The following is an 18,829-nucleotide window of genomic DNA, read 5'->3' on the forward strand; positions in this document are numbered from 1 at the left end:
CGGGTGCCTCCCGGTTCGGCCGTCAGGCCGTCTCGGCCTCGATGCGGTCGACGATCAGCTCGCACAGTTCGTGGGTGCGCAGGGCGTCGGCGGCGTCGAGGGTCTTGCCGGACCGGAGGGCGTCCAGGAAGTGCAGGACGACCTGCTCGATGCCGCGCTGGCGGGCGACCGGGACCCAGTCGCCGCGGCGGCGGACCGTGGGCTGGCCGCGGTGGTCGACGACCTCGGCGAGGTTGTGGACCTCGCGCTTGGAGTCGGCGCCGGAGACCTCCAGGACCTCCTCGGTGGAGCCGGAGACCCGGTTCATGATGCCGAGGGCGGTGAAGCCGCGCCCGGCCAGGGTCAGGACCAGGTGCTCGACCAGGCCGTCGCGGGTGCGGGAGCGGACGTCGACGTGCTCGATCTCGCCGGGGACGAGGAAGCGCAGGCTGTCGACGACGTGGATGAAGTCGTCGTAGACCAGGGTGCGGGCGCGCTCGGGCAGTCCCTCGCGGTGCTTCTGCAGCACGATCAGGTCGCGCGGGCGCTCGGCGGCGAGCAGGTAGCCGGGGGCGTGGCGGCGGTTGAAGCCGACCAGCAGCGAACGGCCGGTGTGCTCGGCGAGCGCGACCAGGCGGCGGGCGCCGTCGAGGTCGTAGGCGAGCGGCTTGTCCACGTACACGTCGACGCCGCGGGTGAGCAGTTCCTCCACGATCGGGACGTGCTGGTCGGTGGCGGCGTGGACGAACGCGGCGCGGATGCCGGAGTCGATCAGCTCGCCGAGGTCGGTGGTGCGGAACGGGAGGCGGTACGCGTCGCCGATCCGGTCGAGCTTGGCCCGGTCCCTGGTCATCAGCCGCAGGTCGAGGCCGGGTTGGGCGGTGAGGACGGGCAGGTACGCCTTCTGCGCGATGTCGCCCAGCCCGACGACGCCGATCGGGATCGGGGGCGTGCTGCGGTCGGTCCGGTGGTCGCTCATCGGGCACTCCTGCGAGGGTGGTTGGTGGTCGTCCCTGACCACCCGGCAGCATATGCCAGGACGTTCGTTGAGCAGTCCGAACGCCGTTGGATCGGCCGATTCGCGTCGGTGCGGGCGGCGGGCCGTCCGGTGCTCAGGTCTTGCGGAGTTCGGGGGCGGGTGTGCCGGTCAGTTCGCGGCGGACGGCGTCCCAGGCCGCGCGGAGGGCGGCCGCGGCGGAGCGGGCGTCGGGGGCGAGCAGGCGGAGCCAGGCGCCGACCTCGCCGGGGAGGGTGGAGACGCCGTGCAGCGGGCGGGGGTCGTCGAGCGCGGTCAGGGCCCCGTGCAGGAGGTCGGCGATCCGGGCGGCGGGGGCGAGCGGGCTGAGCACGTACAGGGTGGACATCACGTCGTGCCCGGCCAGCACGGCCGGTCCGGTGACGCCGCCGGGGGTAGTCCCGGGCACCAGGCGGACGGTGTCCAGGGCCAGCAACTCGCCGTCGGGGCGGCGCAGTTCCAGGTCGGAGGCGAACACCCGGTAGGCGTGCCGCTCGCCGCGGGCGAGGCGGCCGGCCAGCACGGTCTCGCCGGCCAGCACGGTGGCGGACGGGTCGACGGTGAGGACGATGCGCTGGTAGAGGCGGGAGCCTGCGAACGGGATGACCGGTTCGGGCAGGTACTCGACGTAGGCGCGCGGGCCGGCGGTCAGGTGGACCAGCTGCGTCGCGTAGTCGCGCTCCATCCGGTGGATCTTGGTGGCGGCCTGGGTGGTGAGGTGCACGGCGGTGTCGGCGCCGCAGTGCAGGTCGGTGCGGAGCCGGTCGGCCTGCAGGACGCCGCCGCCGGTGGACATCAGGAAGGTGACGGCGAGGTCCGGGCGGGACGGGTCGTAGTACAGCGGGCGGGTGATCTGCAGAGGCGACTTCTGGTAGTGGCCGGTCAGTTCGGTGCGGCCGCCGACCCGTTCGAAGGTGAGCTCCAGCAGGCCGACCTTGCCGGGCCGCCCGGCCGGGAGGGTGTCGGGCGTCCCCGCGTGGCACCGGACCTCGGGCGGGACGCGGGCCGGTTCGTAGTGCGCCGGGTCGAGCCGGGCCGGGGCGGGGGGCGTGGGCGGGGCGGGGGGCGTGGGCGGGGCGGGGGGCGTGGGCGGGGCAGGGGTCACGGAGGGGGCCGGGCTCACGGGCGCACCAGCGCCTCGCGGCGCTCGCCGAGGAAGGCGGCGAGCTCCGGGATGCCGGTGCCCTCCAGCGAGTTGGTGAGGACGACCGGCCTGCCCTCGCGGACCCGGTGGGCGTCGCCCTCCATCACCGCGAGGTCGGTGCGCACGTACCGGGCGATATCGATCTTGTTGATGACCAGCAGGTCGGACTCGGTGATGCCGGGGCCGCGCTTGCGGGGCATCTTCTCGCCCTCGGCGGTGTCCAGCACGAACACGAACACGTCGGCCAGCAGCGGGCTGAAGGTCAGGGTGAGGTTGTCGCCGCCGGACTCGTACAGCAGGGTGTCGATCTCCGGGAAGCGCTCCAGGAGTTCGGCCCCGGCGGCCAGGTTCATGGTGGGGTCGTCGCGGACGGCGGTGTGCGGGCAGGCGCCGGTCTCCACGCCGACCACCCGTTCCGGGTCCAGGACCCCGGCCAGGGCGCGGCGCACGTGCTGGGCGTCCTCCTGGGTGTAGATGTCGTTGGTGATCACGGCGGGGTGGTGGCCGCGGGCGATCAGCTCCGGCACCAGCGCCTCGATCAGCGCGGTCTTGCCGGAGCCCACCGGTCCGCCGATGCCGACGCGGAACACGTTCTCGGTCAACTCTCCTCCTCCGTAAGGGGTTTCAGCTCATGAACAGCCGGGCCTCGGCCCGTTCGTGCCGCCCGGACATCGCGTCGGCGACCGGCACGCAGCCGCCGAGGTCCGCCAACTCCCGGACCAGGGCGGCGGCCACCGTCTCCCGGACGACCGGGGCGGCGCCCCGCAGGACGACCTGGGCCCGACGGTGGTCGGTCAGCCGCAGCCGCAGGGCCGCGCCGACGAAGCTGCTGCAGAACGCGAACAGGTCGCTGGTGACGGCCTGTTCGACGGGCACGCCGGCCGCCGCGTGGGCGACCCCGGCGGCCACCGCCTGGCAGCCGGGGGCGCGCTTGGCCGCGACCAGGGCGGCGTACCGCTCCAGCGCCTCGCCGCCGATCGACTCCCGTGCGATGTCCAGGAGTTGGCGCCCGGTACGGGTGGCGGCCAGCCGCAGTTCGCGGTTCAGCCGGGTGGCGTGCAGCCGCCGGTCGGTCTCGGCCAGCAGCTCCCACTCCCCCGCGTCGGCGGCCCGGTGGGCCAGCACCAGGGCGGTGGCGTCGGACGGGCCGACGCCGTGCCGCAGCAGGTCGGCGAGCAGCGCGGGCAGCGTGTCGGGGGTGACGGCCTTCGCCTGGGCGTAGCCCTCCAGGCCGTGCGAGAGGGTGTAGAAGCCGCTGGGGAAGGCGGAGTCGGTGAGCTGGAGGCAGACCAGCAGCGCGTCCAGCCCGTCCGTACTGGCGCCGGAGCCGGGGGCGGCGTCGGTTCCGGCGCCGGGAGAGCCGCTCACGTGAGGTAGAAGAGGTGGTTGAGCGGCAGTTCGCGGGCCGGTTCGATGGTGGCCACCTCGCCGTCCAGGGTGACCCGGTAGGTCTCCGGGTCGACCTCGATCCTGGGCAGCGCGTCGTTGCGCACCATGTGCTGCTTGCCGACCGAGCGGCAGCGGCGCACCGGCAGCACGGTGCTGCGCAGGCCGAGTTCGGCCGGGACGCCGAGGTCGACGGCGGCCTGCGACATGAACGACACCCGGGTGGCCTGCCGGGCCCGCCCGTACTGGCCGAACATCGGCCGGTAGTAGACGGGTTGGGTGGTGGGCAGCGAGGCGTTCGGGTCGCCCATCAGCGCCCAGCCGATCATGCCGCCCTTGATCACCATCTTGGGCTTGGCGGCGAAGGAGCGGATCGGCCAGAGCACGATGTCGGCGAGCTTGCCGGGCTCCAGCGAGCCGATGTGGTCGGCGGTGCCGGAGGCGATCGCCGGGTTGACGGTGAGCTTGGCGAGGTAGCGCAGCACCCGGAAGTTGTCGTTGCGCTCGCTGTCGCCCGCGAGCTTGCCGCGCTGCTCCTTGCAGTGGTGCGCGGTCTGGAAGGCCCGGGTGAAGGACTCGCCGATCCGGCCCATCGCCTGCGAGTCGGAGGAGAGGATCGAGATCACGCCCTCGTCGTGCAGGACCGTCTCGGCGGCGATGGTCTCGGCCCGGACCCGGGAGTCGGCGAAGGACACGTCCTCGGGGACGCTGTGGCTGAGGTGGTGGCAGACCATCACCATGTCGAGCAGTTCGTCGACCGAGTTGACGGTGTAGGGCAGCGTCGGGTTGGTGGAGGAGGGCAGCACGTTGGGCTCGCCCGCGATCCGCATGATGTCGGGGGCGTGGCCGCCGCCCGCGCCCTCGGTGTGGAAGGTGTGGATGGTGCGGCCGTCGATCGCGGACAGGGTGTCCTCGAAGTAGCCGGACTCGTTGAGGGTGTCGGTGTGGATCGCCACCTGCACGTCGTACTCGTCGGCGACGGACAGCGCGCTGTCGACGGCCGCCGGGGTGCTGCCCCAGTCCTCGTGCACCTTGAGGCCGCAGACGCCCGCCTCGACCTGTTCGCGCAGCGCGCCGGGCAGCGCCCCGTTGCCCTTGCCGAGCAGGCCGACGTTGACCGGCAGGTCCTCGACGGCCTGGTACATCCGGTGGATGTTCCACGGGCCGGGGGTGCAGGTGGTGCCGTTGGTGCCGTCGGAGGGGCCGGTGCCGCCGCCGATCAGGGTGGTGATGCCGTTGCTCAGCGCCTCCTGCACCTGCTGCGGGGCGATGAAGTGGATGTGGGTGTCGATGCCGCCCGCGGTGGCGATCAGGTGCTCGCCGGAGATCACCTCGGTGCCGGGGCCGATCACCAGCCGCGGGTGGACGCCGCTCTGGGTGTGCGGGTTGCCCGCCTTGCCGACGGCGACGATGAGGCCGTCCTTGACGCCGATGTCGCCCTTGACCACGCCGAGCACCGCGTCCATCACCACCACGTTGGTGATCACCAGGTCGAGCGCGCCCTGCAGGGAGGTCGCCGCCGGGTCCTGCGCCATGCCGTCGCGGATCGCCTTGCCGCCGCCGTACACGGCCTCGTCGCCGTAGTGGCCCTGGTTGTGGTCCTTCTCGATCTCGACCACCAGGTTGGTGTCGGCGAGGTGGAAGCGGTCCCCGACGGTCGGGCCGAACAGGTCGGTGTACTGCTTGCGGGAGAGCAGGGCCATCAGCGCTCGCCTTCCTGGTGCCGGGGGTCGGGGGTGGTGGAGCCGTGGAAGCCCCGCTCGGCGGCGCGCCGCAGCGCCCGCTCGCGGGTGGCGGGGGCCGTGACGCCGCCGTCCGTCAGGTTCGCGAAGCCGACCAGGCGGCGGTGGCCGCCGAACTCGGTCAGCACGACCTCCCTGGTGTCGCCCGGCTCGAACCGGACGGCGGTGCCGGACGGGATGTCCAGGTGGGTGCCGAAGGTCGCGGCGCGGTCGAAGTCGAGGGCCCGGTTGGCCTCGAAGAAGTGGTAGTGCGAGCCGACCTGGATCGCCCGGTCGCCCGTGTTGCTGACCGTGACGGTGACCTTGGCGCGGCCGGCGTTGATCTCCACCGGGTCGTCGCCGTACAGGTACGCGGCGCCACCGGACATGGCGGCCTTCCTCTCTGCCGGGTGCGGGGGGTGCGGGAGTCGGTGCGGGGGTGCGGGAGTCGGTGCGGGGGGGTCAGTGCGCGTGCGCGTGGACGTGCGTCGGGCCGTGCGCGTGGCCGTGGCCGTGGCCGTGCTCGGCGTCCAGGCCCGCGGCGATGCCGTCCTCGCCGTGGCCGAGCAGGTGCAGGGCCGCCGCCGTCCGGGCCGCGACCACCCCGGCGACGGCGGACGGGCGCAGCAGCGGGCCGCCGTCGCGGACGCCGGGCACGGGGGTGCGCAGCGCGGGCCCGAACGAGGCCGGTACGGCCGTGACCGTGCGCGCGCCGAGCAGGCGGCAGCGGGCCGCGCCTTCGGCCGGGCCCGGGTCGCCGCCGTCGAACGCGACCTCCACCCAGCGGTGGCGGCCGAACTGCCGGGCCAGCCGGGCGATCCGGAACAGTTCGGCGTCCTCGAACGGGTCGGCCGCCGGGGCGGTGACCAGGACCGCGCCGTCCGGGACGTCCGGGGCGGCCCCGGCGGCGGCGCGCAGCCAGCCGGTCAGGTGCTCGGCGGCGCCGAACGGCGCGGTCAGCGCGAGCCGCCCGCGGCCCTCCCCGGCGGCGAGCCAGCGCAGCGCCCGGGCGGTGTCGGCGACCAGCCGCCGGTCCCGGCCCAGGGTCATCGGCACGACGCACACCGGGCGTCCGTCGGCCGCGGCCAGGGCCGAGCGGACGGCCTCGGCGAGCGGGCGCCCCGCCGGGGCGACGGCGTGCACCGCGGCGCCCGCGGTCGGGGCGGCGGGACGGTCGGCGGCGGTCCGAGGGGCGACGGTCCGGTCGCGGGCGGTCCGGTCGGCGGCGGCCAGGGGCGCGAAGTCCCGTCCGCCGTCGCTCTCGTGGCCCGCGGCCAGGACCACGAGGGCGTCCTGGTGGTGCGTCACGGTTCAGGCACCGACCGGGTCGTGGCAGGAGACGAGCTTCGTCCCGTCCAGGAAGGCCGCCTCGACCTGGAGCAGCGGGAGCATCTCCCGCACGCCCGGCATGACCTCCTCGCCGCGGACCGCCCGCTTGCCGATCTCGGTGCACTCGGCGACGGTGCGGCCGTCCCGGGCGGCCTCCATGATCGCCTCGCTGATCAGCGCGCAGGCCTCGCTGTAGTTGAGCTTGACGCCGCGGTCGCGGCGTCTGCGGGCCAGGTCGGCGACGACGTAGACGTACAGCTTGTCGATCTCGCGCGGGGAGAGGTTCACGGGAGCCACTCGTCCTTTCCGGGCATCCGGTCGAAACGCCGGGCGGCGGTCGCGACGTTCCCCGGGCAGCGCACCGGCGTGCGGTGCGGCCTGACGGGGAGTCGGCTCCGGCGATTGCTCCGGAACCGTACTCCGGTGATCGACGAATTCCATCAGCAACGGAAAGTCACCCTAGCGCAACGGACGGCGACCGTCGGCCCATTGAGCTGCAACAATCTGTTGAACCCCGAGCTCGGGGCCGCCGCCCGGAGGGCAATCCTTTGCCAAGTTTTACCGGCGCGTAACGCGGGCCCGGCCCGCGGGCCCGGAGGCGCCGAGGATCCGGCGGAAGTCCGCCACCGCCTCCTCGAACCGGCCCGCGTAGCCGCCCTGGGCCAGGCGCAGCACGAAGGCCACCGCGTCGTCCGGGTCCGGGTCGGCGTACGGCTGCCCGTTGTAGTCGAGGAACAGCAGCATCGACTCGAAGCCGGTGCGCTTGTTGCGGTCCGTCATGGGGTGGTTGCGCATGACGGACTCGCCGAGCGCGACCGCCTTGGCCCACACGCCCGGGTAGGCGTCCGCCCCGAACGCCGAGGCCCGTGGTCGGCCGAGCGCGGAGCGCAGCAGCGCGCGGTCGCGCACCACCGCGACCTCGCCCAGCAGGTAGGCGACGTCCTCCTCGTCCAGGTAGTCCGGGCCGTCCCCGTGCTCCGACTGCTCCCGCTGCTCCCACGGCTCGCCGACGCGCCCGCTCACAGCTCGGCCAGCCTCTCCAGCGTCTCCGCGTTCGCCGCCCTGATCCGCGCGACCAGCCCGGCCCGCCGCCGGGCCCGCTGCCCGGCCGGGCACTCGACGGCGGCCTGCCGCTCCTCTTCCCGCCCCTGCTCCTGCTGCTGCTCCACTCCGGCGCCCCCTCCCGGCCGTTTCGGTTCGTGGGCGGAACCTAGCAGGTGGGATCAGGTGAGGTCGACCGAATTATGCGGCGCGGCAAGCCCCTTGACGTCCCGTCAGCACTGACCGCCGGAAAACCCGTGGAGCCGGGCGGCGCGGTCCTGCCACGATCGCGCGATGGGAATGCTCGATGCAGTGGCGGCCCGGGTGGCCGCCGGGGCCGCGGTGGAGTTCCGCCCGACGGGCTCCTCGATGGTGCCGCTGATCCGCAGCCGCCAGCTGGTCTCGGTCGTGCCGGTCGATCCGGAGCGGCTGGCCGTGGGCGACATCGTGCTGGCCCGGGTCTCCGGCACGGTCTACCTGCACCTGGTCTCGGCGCTGGACCCGGCCCGGCGGCGGGTGCAGATCAGCAACAACCGGGGCCGCGTCAACGGCTGGACGGGCCACGACCGGGTGTTCGGCATCTGCACGGCGGTGGACGGCGCGCCCCGGCCCGGAGCGGCCGCGAAGGCGCGCTGAGGGCGCTGGGGCACTGAGGGCGCTGAGGGCGCGGTCAGCGGTCAGCGGTCAGCGGTCAGCGGTCAGGCCGGGTGGTCGAGGTGGGCCGCCGTGCGGGCGAGGGTGGCCAGGACGGGGCTGATCAGCGGGTGGAGTTCGGCGCCCGCGCGGGTGGCGGCGAAGACCCGGCGGGTGGCGAGGGGGCTGTCGACGGGGCGGACGGCGATGGCGGTGCGCTCGGTGTCGCGGAGCGCGGAGCGCGGCACGAGGGCGACGCCCGCCCCGGCGGAGGCGAGGGCGGTGACGGCGCGGAAGTCGTCGGAGGAGTGGACGAGGCGGGGCTGGAAGCCCGCGTGCTCGCAGGCGAGCAGGACGACGTCGTGGCAGGGGTTGCCGGGGTAGGGGCCGATCCAGGGTTCGGCGGCGAGGTCGGCGACGGCGACGGGGCCGGGCCGGTCCGCCAGCCGGTGGTGCAGCGGGAGGACGGCGTCGAAGGGTTCGGCGTACAGCGGCAGGCGGGTGAGGCGGCGGTCGTCGGGGCGCGGGGCGCCGCGGTACTCGACGGCGACGGCGATGTCGGCGCGGCCGTCGAGGAGCATCGGCAGGCTGGCGTCGCCCTCCGCGTCCAGGACGCGGACCCGCAGGTCGGGGGCGGTGTCGGCGAGGGCGGCGACGGCGGGGGCCAGGACGAGGGCGATGCCGGTGGCGAAGGAGGCGACGGTGACCTCCCCGGCCGCGCCGGAGGCGTAGGCGGCGAGGTCGGCCTCGGCGCGTTCGAGCTGGGCGAGGACGGCGTCGGCGTGGGTGAGCAGGATCTCCCCGGCGGCGGTGAGGCGGACGCCGCGGCCGTCGCGGACCAGCAGGGTGTGGCCGGTCTCCTGTTCGAGGGCGGCGAGCTGCTGGGAGACCGCGGAGGGGGTGAGGTAGAGCGCGGCCGCCGCGGCGGTCACCGTCCGGTGGTCGGCCACGGCCCGGAGGGTCCGCAGCCGTCGTGCGTCGATCACGGGGTCAATTCTGCCAGCGCGGCGGGACCGGTCGGGACGCCGGGTGGCCGGGGCGCTCGCGGACCGCTCGGTGGAAGTGGACGGCGCGGGGAGCCGGGTGCGGCTCCCCGCGCCGGGCGGGCCGCCCGTGCAGGGGGGTCGGGGCGGCTCGCGGGGATGGCGCGGTTGAGGGTGCCCGCACCTGGTCGGTGGGCCGGGCGTCAGGCGTCCAGGGCGGCGCGGGCGTCGACGAAGGCGGCGACGGCGCGTTCGACGTCCTCGGTGCTGTGCGCGGCGGAGAGCTGGACCCGGATCCGGGCGGCGCCGTGCGGCACCACCGGGTAGGAGAAGCCGATCACGTAGACGCCGCGCTCCAGCAGCAGTTCGGCCAGCCGCCCGGCCTTCGCGGCGTCGCCGACCATGACGGGGGCGATGGCGTGCTCGCCGGGCAGGATCTCGAACCCGGCCTCGGTCATCCGCGTCCGGAACAGCTCGGTGTTGGCGCGCAGCCGCTCGCGCAGGTCGTCGCTGGTCTCCAGCAGGTCGAGCACGGTGAGCGAGGCGGCGGCGATCACCGGGGCGAGCGAGTTGGAGAACAGGTAGGGGCGGGAGCGCTGGCGCAGCAGGGCGACGATCTCGCGGCGGGCGGCGACGTAGCCGCCGGAGGCCCCGCCGAGGGCCTTGCCGAGGGTGCCGGTGATGATGTCGACGCGGTCCATGACGCCGTGCAGTTCGGGGGTGCCGCGGCCGGTGGGGCCGACGAAGCCGACGGCGTGCGAGTCGTCGACCATGACCATGGCGTCGTAGCGGTCGGCGAGGTCGCAGATCTCGCGCAGCGGGGCGATGTAGCCGTCCATGGAGAACACGCCGTCGGTGACGATCAGGCGGCGGCGGGCGTCCTGGGTGTCCTGGAGCTGCTTCTCCAGGTCGGCGAGGTCGCGGTTGGCGTAGCGGTGGCGGCGGGCCTTGGAGAGGCGGATGCCGTCGATGATGGAGGCGTGGTTGAGGGCGTCGGAGATGACGGCGTCGCGCTCGTCGAGCAGGGTCTCGAAGACGCCGCCGTTGGCGTCGAAGCAGGAGGAGTACAGGATGGTGTCCTCCTGGCCGAGGAACTCGGACAGGCGCCGCTCCAGCTCCTTGTGGACGTCCTGGGTGCCGCAGATGAAGCGGACGGAGGCCATGCCGTAGCCCCAGCGGTCCAGGGCGTCCTTGGCGGCGGCGACCACGGCGGGGTGGTCGGCGAGGCCGAGGTAGTTGTTGGCGCAGAAGTTGAGCACCTGGCCGCCGTTGCCGGAGGTGACGGTGATCTCGGCGGACTGCGGGGTGCCGATGACGCGTTCCGGCTTGAACAGGCCGGCTTCGCGGATCTCGGCGAGGGTGGCGGCGAGGTCGTCGCGGACGTTCTCGAACACGGGGGTGTCGCTCCTAACGAGTGGTCGGCGGGCTGGTCGGGAAAGCGCTTACAGCGTCGTCCAGTCGAGGATGACCTTGCCGCAGTTGCCGCCGGCGGCCTCGTCGAAGGCGGCCTCGAAGTCCCGGGCGGCGTGCCGGCCGGTGATCACCGGGGTGAGGTCGAGTCCGCCCTCCAGCAGCACGGACATCGCGTACCAGGTCTCGAACATCTCGCGGCCGTAGATGCCCTTGATGGTGAGCATCGAGGTGACCACGTGGGCCCAGTCGACCGGGAAGTCCTCGGCGGGCAGGCCGAGCATCGCGATCTTCCCGCCGTGCGTCATGTTGGCGATCATCGACTGCATGGCCTCGGGGCGGCCGGACATCTCCAGGCCGACGTCGAAGCCCTCGCGCAGGCCGAGCTGGTGCTGGCCGTCGGCGATGGTGTGCTGCGAGACGTCGAGGGCGAGGGTGACGCCGAGCTCGCGGGCGAGGTCGAGGCGGTACGGGGAGACGTCGGTGATCATGACGTTGCGGGCCCCGGCGTGCTTGGCGACGGCGGCGGCCATGATGCCGATCGGTCCGGCGCCGGTGACCAGGACGTCCTCGCCGACCAGCGGGAAGGACAGCGCGGTGTGCACGGCGTTGCCGAACGGGTCGAAGATCGCGGCGACGTCGAGGTCGACGGGGACGCGGTGCACCCAGACGTTGGAGGCGGGCAGCGCGACGTACTCGGCGAAGGCGCCGTCGCGGTTGACGCCCAGGCCGATGGTGTTGCGGCACAGGTGGCGGCGCCCGGCCAGGCAGTTGCGGCACTTGCCGCAGACCAGGTGGCCCTCGCCGCTGACCAGGTCGCCGACGCCGACGTCGGTGACGGCGGCGCCGACCGCGGCGACCTCGCCGACGAACTCGTGGCCGATGGTCATCGGGGTCTTGACGGTCTGCTGGGCCCAGCCGTCCCACGCGCGGATGTGCAGGTCGGTGCCGCAGATGCCGGTGCGCAGGACCTTGATCAGGACGTCGCCGGGGCCGATCTCCGGCTCCGGGACGTCGGTCATCCAGAGTCCGGGTTCGGCGTTCAGCTTGACGAGTGCCTTCACGGCGAGCGCTCCTGACGCGGGGTTCGGGCGGGCCTGCCGGTGGGCGGGTCCGGGGGCGGGCCCTGCGGGGTGGCAGGGCCGGTGGGGCGGCCCGGCGTGCGGCGGTCACCGACCGGGCAGGGTGAAATCTGCCTGGTCACGGTGGGTGCGGTCCATCGAGGAATTCTTAACGGGTGCCACAGCTGGGCTGAACGATCGTGCCCGAGCTGGGCCCGGGCTCCGGTTCCGGCGTGCCGCAAGACACCCGGACGGAGCAGCGTTCCGGGCGTCCGGGGAGGGAGTGCGCGGGGTCGTGACGGAGAGTCAGCGCGCCGTCCGCGCTTTGACCTAGCCTTGACATAACCAATTGGTCCAGTCCATTTTGTTGTGCGCGCTCCCTACGCACCTCCGCCCCCATCCCCCACTGGAGGTACCCGTGCACGCCCCCAACCGCCGCGCCACCGCGGTCGGCGCCGCCGCGCTGCTGCTGGCGACGGCCGCCGTCGCGGCCGTTCCCAGCAGCGCGAGCGCCGCGAACGTCCTCACCAACCCCGGTTTCGAGACCGGCACCCTGAGCGGCTGGACCTGCTCCGGCGGCCTCGGCTCGGTCGTCTCGACCCCCGTCCACGGCGGCACCAAGGCGCTGGCCGGTGCGGCCAGCGCCTCGGACAACGCCAAGTGCACCCAGACCGTCGCGGTGCAGCCCAACACCACGTACTCGCTGTCGGGTTGGGTGCGCGGCAACTACGTGTACCTCGGCGTCACCGGCGGCACCTCGACCTGGACGCCCGCCGCGTCCGACTGGAAGCAGCTGACGGTCAGCTTCACCACCGGCGCCTCGCAGACCAGCGCCGAGGTGTACCTGAACGGCTGGTTCGGCCAGGGCACGTACTACGCGGACGACGTCAGCCTGGACGGCCCCGGCGGCGGCACGCCGGACACCCAGGCGCCGACCGCGCCGAGCGGCCTGACCGCCACCGCGACCGCCGCCACCCAGGTCTCGCTGTCCTGGGGCGCCTCGAGCGACAACGTCGGCGTCACCGGCTACGACGTCTACCGCAACGGGACGCTGGTCAGCACCGTCACCGGCACCACGGCGACCGTCACCGGCCTGACCGCCTCCACCTCGTACACCTTCACCGTCAAGGCGCACGACGCGGCGGGCAACGCCTCCGCCGCCTCCAACTCCCTCGCGGTGACCACGCCCGCGGGCGGCGACCAGCAGGCGCCGACCGCGCCGAGCGGCCTGACCGCCACCGCCACGGCCGCCACCCAGGTCTCGCTCTCCTGGGGCGCCTCGAGCGACAACGTCGGCGTCACCGCGTACGACGTGTACCGCAACGGGACGCTGGCCACCAGCGTCACCGGCACCACGGCGACCGTCACCGGCCTGACCGCCTCCACCTCGTACACCTTCACCGTCAAGGCCCGCGACGCGGCGGGCAACACCTCCGCCGCCTCCAACTCCCTCGCGGTGACCACGCCGCCGACCAGCACGCCGAGCGGCTTCAAGCAGGCCGCGCCGTACCTGTACAACGGCTGGGGCAACCCGCCGGCCGCGACCACCGTGATGAACGCGACCGGCATCAAGTGGTTCACCCTGGCGTTCGTGCTGGCGCAGAACGGCTGCAACCCGACCTGGGACAGCCAGCGGCCGCTGCTGAACGGCGTCGACCAGCAGACCATCAACGCGGTGCGCGCCGCGGGCGGCGACGTCGTCCCGTCCTTCGGCGGCTGGTCGGGCAACAAGCTCGGCCCGAACTGCGCCGACGCGACCGCGCTGGCCGGTGCGTACCAGAAGGTGATCGACGCCTACGGCCTGAAGGCGATCGACATCGACATCGAGAACACCGACGAGTTCGAGAACTACACCGTCCAGGACCGCATCCTGAACGCGCTGAAGATCGTCAAGCAGAAGAACCCGGGCATCCGGACGATCGTCACCTTCGGCACCGCCACCAGCGGCCCGACCGCCCCCGGCAACCGCCTGATCGAGCAGTCCAAGGCGCTGGGCGCGGACATCGACGTCTTCACCATCATGCCGTTCGACTTCGGCAACGCGTCGACCGACATGTACGCCGCCACCGTCAGCGCGGCCAACGGCCTGAAGAACAAGCTCAAGTCGGTCTACGGCTGGGACGACGCCACCGCCTACTCCCACCTGGGCATCTCCGGCATGAACGGTCTCAGCGACAACAACGAGACCACCACGATCGCCAACTGGACCGCGATCCGCGACTGGGCCAACACCAACCACATCGCCCGCCTGGCGTTCTGGTCGGTCAACCGCGACCGCGGCTGCGCGGGCGGCGGCCTGCAGGAGACCTGCTCCGGCATCGCCCAGTCCGACTGGCAGTTCACCTCCATCACGGCCGGCTTCACCGGCTGACGCACCGCTCCCCCTCGACGGCCCCGCTCTCACCCCACGGGCAGCGGGGCCGTCCCCTTGCCCGCGGGCCGGCGGGCCGCGCCCCCGGCTCAGGACAGCAGCGCGCCCAGGTCGTAGGAGACCGGCTCCTCCAGTTGCGCGTACGTGCAGCTCTCCGGGGTGCGGTCGGGGCGCCAGCGCTTGAACTGGGTGGTGTGCCGGAACCGGGTGCCCTCGAGGTGGTCGTAGCCCACCTCGGCGACCCGCTCGGGCCGCAACGGCACCCAGGACAGGTCCTTGCGCCCGGTCCAGCGGCTGACCGCGCCGGGCAGCCGGTCGGCCGCCTGGGCCTGCGCCTCCTCCCAGTGCGCCCACGGGTGGTCGCCGAGCCGGGCCGGGTCCAGGCGCAACGGGGCGAGTTCGGCGGCGAGTTCGGCCCGGCGGGCCATCGGGAAGGAGGCGCTGACGCCGACGTGCTGCAGGCGGCCGTCGGCGTCGTACAGGCCGAGCAGCAGCGAGCCGACCACCGGCCCCGACTTGTGCTCGCGGTAGCCCGCCACCACGCAGTCGGCGGTGCGGACGTGCTTGATCTTGAAGAGGGTGCGTTCGCCGGGCCGGTACGGGGCGTCGAGCGGTTTGGCGACCACCCCGTCCAGTCCGGCGCCCTCGAAGCGGGAGAACCAGTCGCGGGCGGTGTCCAGGTCGGTGGTGGCGGGGGCGAGGTGGACGGGCGGGGCGGCACCGGCCAGCAACCGGGCGAGTTCGGCGCGGCGTTCGACCAGCGGGCGGGCGGTCAGGTCGTCGTCGTCCAGGGCGAGCAGGTCGAAGGCGACCAGGGTGGCCGGGGTGCGTTCGGCCAGGGTGCGGACCCGAGAGGCGGCGGGGTGGATGCGCTCCAGCAGCTCCTCGAAGTGCAGCCGTCCGTCGTGCGCGACCACGATCTCGGCGTCGACCACGCAGCGTTCGGGCAGCCGGGCCAGGACGGCCTCGACCACCTCGGGGAAGTACCTGGTCAGCGGTTTGCCGGTGCGGGAGCCGAGTTCGACCTCCTCGCCGTCGCGGAACACGATCGCCCGGAAGCCGTCCCACTTGGCCTCGTACTGCATGCCGGGCGGGATCGCGGCGACGGCCTTGGCCAGCATCGGGGGCACCGGGGGCATCACGGGGAGCTGCATGCCTCCGATGGTGGCCCGCCGGGACGGACGGGGGCGGCGTGTCGGGCCGCCCCGGCGTGTCGAAGGGGTCGCGCCCGGACGCGGCGCGCCTAGCGTGGGGGCATGGCTGGAGCAGCGGTGGAACTGGAGGTCGGCGGCCGGACGGTGCGGCTGTCGAACCCGGACAAGGTCTACTACCCGGAGCCCGGGTACACGAAGCGGGACGTCGCCGAGTACTACCTGGCCCTCGCGCCGGGGGTGCTGCGCGGGCTGCGCGAGCGGCCGACCACGCTGCAGCGCTTCCCGGACGGCGTGGACGGCGAGTTCTTCTACCAGAAGCGGGCGCCGAAGAACGTCCCGGACTGGCTGCCGACCGCGCGGATCGCCTTCCCCTCCGGGCGCACCGCGGACGAGGTCTGCCCGACCGAGGAGGCGGCCGTGCTGTGGGCGGCGAACCTGGGCTGCCTGACCTTCCACCCCTGGCCGGTGCGCCGCGCGGACACCGAGCACCCGGACGAGCTGCGCATCGACCTCGACCCGCAGCCCGGCACCGACTTCTCCGACGCCGTCCGCGCCGCGCTGCGACTGCGGCCGCTGCTGGAGGAGTTCGGGCTGACCGGCTGGCCGAAGACCTCCGGCGGCCGGGGCCTGCACGTGTACGTGCCGATCGAGCCGCGCTGGACGTTCACCGAGTGCCGGCACGCCGTGATCGCGCTCGGCCGCGAGCTGGAGCACCGCTCCGGCGGCGAGGTCACCACCGCCTGGTGGAAGGAGGAGCGCGGCGCGCGGATCTTCGTCGACTACAACCAGATGGCCCGCGACCGCACCATCGCCTCCCCCTACTCGCTGCGCGCCCGCCCGCAGGCCACCGCCTCCGCCCCGCTGCGCTGGGAGGAGCTGGAGCGGGTCTCCCCCGCCGACTTCACGCTGCGCACGCTGCCCGAGCGGTTCGCCGAACTCGGGGACGTGCACGCCGAGTTCGGGGCGCACCCGGCCTCGCTGGAGCGGGTGCTGGAGCTGTACGCGCACCAGGGCGCGGGCGACCTGCCCTACCCGCCGGACTTCCCGAAGATGCCGGGCGAGCCGTCCCGGGTGCAGCCGAGCCGGGCCCGGAAGCCGGACTGACGGCCGTGGCGCCGGGGACGGCCGCGGTACCCGGAAAAGGCGTGGAGCCCGGGCCGGGTCGTCCGTAGCATGCGCGGGTCGGCCCGGGCTCCACGTCCAGGGGCCCGTACCCGTGGGGGAGTTCGGAATGCCTGCTCAGCGTCTCCGGTTGCCGCGTTCGGCGCCGTCCGCGGTCGGGGTGTCGGCCCGGGCGGTGGGTGCGCTGCTGGACCGGCTGGAGGAGTTGCCGATCGAGTGCCACTCGCTGCTCGTGGTGCGCCGCGGGCGGGTCGTCGCGGAGGGCTGGTGGGCGCCGTACTCGGCCGAACGCCCGCACCTGCTCTACTCGTTGACGAAGTCGTTCACCTCGGTGGCGGTGGGGCTGGCGGTCGCCGACGGCCTGCTGGCGCCGGAGGACCGGGTGGTCGACCTGCTGCCGGAGCACGTCCCGGCCGACGCCCCGGAACAGGCCCGCCGGATCACCGTCCACCACCTGCTGACGATGACCGCCGGGCACGCCGTGGACAGCCTGGAGGAGGCCTGGCGGCGGGAGCCCGACGACCTGGTGCGGGGCTTCCTCGGCCTGCCGTTCGACGCCCCCGAGGGGACGCGGCACGTCTACGACAACTCGACCACCTTCCTGCTGGCCCGGATCGTGGAGCGGGTCACCGGCCGGGGCCTGCCGGAGTTCCTCGACGAGCGCCTGTTCGAACCGATGGGCATCGATCACGCCGAGTGGGACCGGGTGCGCGGCGGCGCCGCGTTCGGCTTCCACGGACTGCACCTGACCACCGAGGCGCTGGCCGCGTTCGGCGAGCTGCTGCTGCGCGGCGGCCGCTGGGGCGAGCAGCAGCTCGTCCCGCGCGAGTGGGTCGAGCTCGCGACGCGGCGGCACGTCGCCTCGGTGTCGTTCCTCCCGGGCGCGGACGACCCGGACTTCTCCTGCGGCTACGGCTACCAGTTCTGGCTGTCCCGGCACGGCTACCACGCGAACGGCGCCTACGGGCAGCAGTGCGTGGTGGTGCCCGCGCACGACCTGGTGGTGGCGGTGACCGCGGAGGGCGCGTCCCAGGCGGTGTTCGACGCCCTGTGGGAGTGCCTGCTGCCCGGCCTGGAACCGCTCCCGGACGGATCCGAGGACGGCACCGAGGACGACGCCGTGCTGGCCGAACGGCTGCGGCGGCTGTCGCTGCCGCTGCCCGCGGGCACGGCCGGGCCGGGGCGGGCGGTCCGCGCGGAGCTGGACGCCTCCGCCGAGGGGTCGGCGCTGCCGCACGGGACGGTGGTGGCCGTCGAACCGGTCGACGGCGGCTGGCGGGTCCGGCTCGGACCGCTCCCCGGCACCGGGGCCGTCCTCGACCTGGAGGTGGGCCACGGCAGTTGGCGGGAGAGCGCCCCGCTCGGCCGCCCGGTCGTCGCCGCCGGGGCCTGGCAGGACGGCCGCTTCCTCGCCGACCTCCGGGTGATCACCACCCCGCACCGCGTCCGCCTGACCGTCGACCCGGCGACGGGCACGGCGGCCGGCACGGCGACGGCGCTGTGGAGCACCCCGCCGCTGACCGGCCCCCGGCTGGAACTGCACCTGCGCTCGCCGCTGCTGACCCGCCCGGACGTCGCGTAGCGCGGGCCGCCCGGTGAACGGAGCGCCTGCCCGTCAGGCCGCCGCGGCCGGAGGGCGGGTGGCGGCCGCGGCGGTGGCGGCGACGGCCAGGGGGTCGCGGGCGGGGCGGCCGAGGAGGTCGGTGAGGTCGGCGGTGGTGTCGGCGAGGAAGCCGTGCCGGATGCCGGTGGCGATCGAGGCCATCATGGGCGGCTGGAACGGGAGGAGCCCGGGGGTCCCGCCGAGGCGGCGGCGGTACTCGTCCAGGCCGATGACGCGGTGCGGGACGCCGAGCCGGTCGGCGACCCGGCCCGCCGTGACGGGCGGGCCGACCAGGTCGAGGATCCGGTCGCGGTACGGGGCCGGGTCGGCCGCGACGGCCGCCGCGGCGTCGGCGAGGTCCGCCCGGGCGACCGCGGCCAGGGCGCCGTCGCCGAACGGGGACTCCAGGCCGTCGCCGGTCCAGGTCAGCAGGGCGCCGAAGAGTTCGGCGTACAGGCCGTTGCGCAGGATCGTCCAGGGCAGCGGGCCGGTGCGCAGCAGGCGTTCGGTGGCGCGGTGGGCGGCGGCGAAGGCGAGGTGGTCCCCGGCCGTGGTGAGGCTGGTGTAGACGACGTGGCCGACGCCGTCGCGGGCGGCCGCGTCCAGGACGGCCGCGTGCCGGGCGATCACCCGGTCGTCCTCGGCGTAGCCCGCGGAGACCAGCACCAGGGTGGTGACCCCGGTCAGGTCGAGGCTCGCGGGGTCGTCGAAGTCGAGGCGGCGGGTCCCCTCCCCCGGGGTGCGGCTGCCCCCCGTCGCCGTGGCGCCGCGGGCCCGCAGGGCGGCCAGGGTCGCCGCGCCGAGGTTCCCGTTCGCTCCCGTCACCAGGATCATTCCGGTCACAGCCTTCCGTCGTGGTTCTCTTCGGTAACTAGGC

Annotated in this window: 19 protein-coding genes; 4 read left to right on the top strand and 15 right to left on the bottom strand. The window is 74.2% G+C overall.

The features are described 5' to 3' along the window. Positions 1-22 precede the first annotated feature (22 nt). The 10 genes from ACFY00_RS29500 to ACFY00_RS29545 all read right to left on the bottom strand — a co-directional run bounded on the left by ACFY00_RS29500 (position 23) and on the right by ACFY00_RS29545 (position 7,743). Positions 23-922, bottom strand: coding sequence for a Gfo/Idh/MocA family protein (locus ACFY00_RS29500; protein WP_388034909.1), 900 nt, complete (start codon positions 920-922; stop codon positions 23-25). A 169-nt stretch (positions 923-1,091) separates the two neighbouring features. Then, entirely contained in the window at positions 1,092-2,099 is a 1,008-nt protein-coding gene (locus ACFY00_RS29505; RefSeq protein WP_388034851.1) for an urease accessory protein UreD, read from the bottom strand. Between the two features lie 14 nt (positions 2,100-2,113). Then, on the bottom strand, positions 2,114-2,740 hold the full coding sequence (gene ureG, locus ACFY00_RS29510; protein WP_388034854.1) for an urease accessory protein UreG: 627 nt from the start codon (positions 2,738-2,740) through the stop codon (positions 2,114-2,116). Positions 2,741-2,762: 22 nt separating this feature from the next. Continuing rightward, positions 2,763-3,506 carry an urease accessory protein UreF gene (locus ACFY00_RS29515; protein WP_388034856.1) on the bottom strand — a complete coding sequence of 248 codons (744 nt, stop codon included), beginning with the start codon at positions 3,504-3,506 and terminating at the stop codon, positions 2,763-2,765. Then, on the bottom strand, positions 3,503-5,227 hold the full coding sequence (ureC, locus tag ACFY00_RS29520; protein ID WP_388034859.1) for an urease subunit alpha: 1,725 nt from the start codon (positions 5,225-5,227) through the stop codon (positions 3,503-3,505). Before ureC ends, ACFY00_RS29515 begins: the two co-directional genes overlap by 4 nt. Continuing rightward, positions 5,227-5,634, bottom strand: coding sequence for an urease subunit beta (locus ACFY00_RS29525; protein WP_388034862.1), 408 nt, complete (start codon positions 5,632-5,634; stop codon positions 5,227-5,229). The genes ureC and ACFY00_RS29525 overlap by 1 nt, the downstream gene beginning before the upstream one ends. Positions 5,635-5,707: 73 nt before the next feature. After that, positions 5,708-6,553 carry a sirohydrochlorin chelatase gene (locus ACFY00_RS29530; protein WP_388034865.1) on the bottom strand — a complete coding sequence of 282 codons (846 nt, stop codon included), beginning with the start codon at positions 6,551-6,553 and terminating at the stop codon, positions 5,708-5,710. Positions 6,554-6,556: 3 nt separating this feature from the next. Continuing rightward, complete coding sequence (locus ACFY00_RS29535) at positions 6,557-6,862, bottom strand: urease subunit gamma (protein WP_388034866.1); 306 nt, start codon at positions 6,860-6,862, stop codon at positions 6,557-6,559. A gap of 270 nt (positions 6,863-7,132) precedes the next feature. After that, positions 7,133-7,597, bottom strand: coding sequence for a type II toxin-antitoxin system death-on-curing family toxin (locus ACFY00_RS29540; protein WP_388034869.1), 465 nt, complete (start codon positions 7,595-7,597; stop codon positions 7,133-7,135). Then, complete coding sequence (locus tag ACFY00_RS29545; RefSeq protein WP_388034871.1) at positions 7,594-7,743, bottom strand: hypothetical protein; 150 nt, start codon at positions 7,741-7,743, stop codon at positions 7,594-7,596. Before ACFY00_RS29545 ends, ACFY00_RS29540 begins: the two co-directional genes overlap by 4 nt. Positions 7,744-7,909: 166 nt before the next feature. Here ACFY00_RS29545 and ACFY00_RS29550 point away from each other — a divergent pair, with 166 nt between their 5' ends. After that, positions 7,910-8,251: a S26 family signal peptidase gene (locus ACFY00_RS29550; RefSeq protein ID WP_388034873.1), complete on the top strand. Its 342-nt coding sequence runs from the start codon at positions 7,910-7,912 to the stop codon at positions 8,249-8,251. 62 nt (positions 8,252-8,313) lie between these two features. Here the strand turns inward: ACFY00_RS29550 and ACFY00_RS29555 are convergent, their stop codons facing one another. From ACFY00_RS29555 to tdh, 3 genes are all read right to left on the bottom strand, one after another. Beyond that, the gene (locus ACFY00_RS29555) at positions 8,314-9,234 is read right to left on the bottom strand and encodes a LysR family transcriptional regulator (protein WP_388034875.1); all 921 of its coding nucleotides are present in this window, start codon (positions 9,232-9,234) and stop codon (positions 8,314-8,316) included. 200 nt (positions 9,235-9,434) lie between these two features. Then, on the bottom strand, positions 9,435-10,625 hold the full coding sequence (locus ACFY00_RS29560; RefSeq protein ID WP_388034878.1) for a glycine C-acetyltransferase: 1,191 nt from the start codon (positions 10,623-10,625) through the stop codon (positions 9,435-9,437). A 48-nt stretch (positions 10,626-10,673) separates the two neighbouring features. Next, on the bottom strand, positions 10,674-11,705 hold the full coding sequence (gene tdh / locus ACFY00_RS29565) for an L-threonine 3-dehydrogenase (RefSeq protein ID WP_388034881.1): 1,032 nt from the start codon (positions 11,703-11,705) through the stop codon (positions 10,674-10,676). A 415-nt stretch (positions 11,706-12,120) separates the two neighbouring features. Here tdh and ACFY00_RS29570 point away from each other — a divergent pair, with 415 nt between their 5' ends. Then, the gene (locus tag ACFY00_RS29570) at positions 12,121-14,073 is read left to right on the top strand and encodes a fibronectin type III domain-containing protein (protein WP_388034883.1); all 1,953 of its coding nucleotides are present in this window, start codon (positions 12,121-12,123) and stop codon (positions 14,071-14,073) included. Positions 14,074-14,162: 89 nt separating this feature from the next. Here the strand turns inward: ACFY00_RS29570 and ACFY00_RS29575 are convergent, their stop codons facing one another. After that, entirely contained in the window at positions 14,163-15,227 is a 1,065-nt protein-coding gene (locus ACFY00_RS29575) for an ATP-dependent DNA ligase (protein WP_388034885.1), read from the bottom strand. 102 nt (positions 15,228-15,329) lie between these two features. On the opposite strand from ACFY00_RS29575, the gene ligD reads away from it, so the two are divergent. Both ligD and ACFY00_RS29585 read left to right on the top strand, forming a co-directional pair. Further along, complete coding sequence (gene ligD, locus ACFY00_RS29580; protein ID WP_388034887.1) at positions 15,330-16,331, top strand: non-homologous end-joining DNA ligase; 1,002 nt, start codon at positions 15,330-15,332, stop codon at positions 16,329-16,331. A 127-nt stretch (positions 16,332-16,458) separates the two neighbouring features. Next, a complete protein-coding gene (locus tag ACFY00_RS29585) occupies positions 16,459-17,931 on the top strand; it encodes a serine hydrolase domain-containing protein (RefSeq protein ID WP_388034890.1) in 1,473 nt (490 codons plus the stop codon). Between the two features lie 33 nt (positions 17,932-17,964). On the opposite strand, the gene ACFY00_RS29590 is transcribed toward ACFY00_RS29585, so the two are convergent. Then, the gene (locus ACFY00_RS29590; protein ID WP_388034912.1) at positions 17,965-18,786 is read right to left on the bottom strand and encodes an NAD(P)H-binding protein; all 822 of its coding nucleotides are present in this window, start codon (positions 18,784-18,786) and stop codon (positions 17,965-17,967) included. Between the last annotated feature and the right edge of the window lie 43 nt (positions 18,787-18,829).

Source organism: Kitasatospora sp. NPDC001540 (assembly GCF_042894345.1).
Classification (GTDB): domain Bacteria; phylum Actinomycetota; class Actinomycetes; order Streptomycetales; family Streptomycetaceae; genus Kitasatospora; species Kitasatospora phosalacinea_C.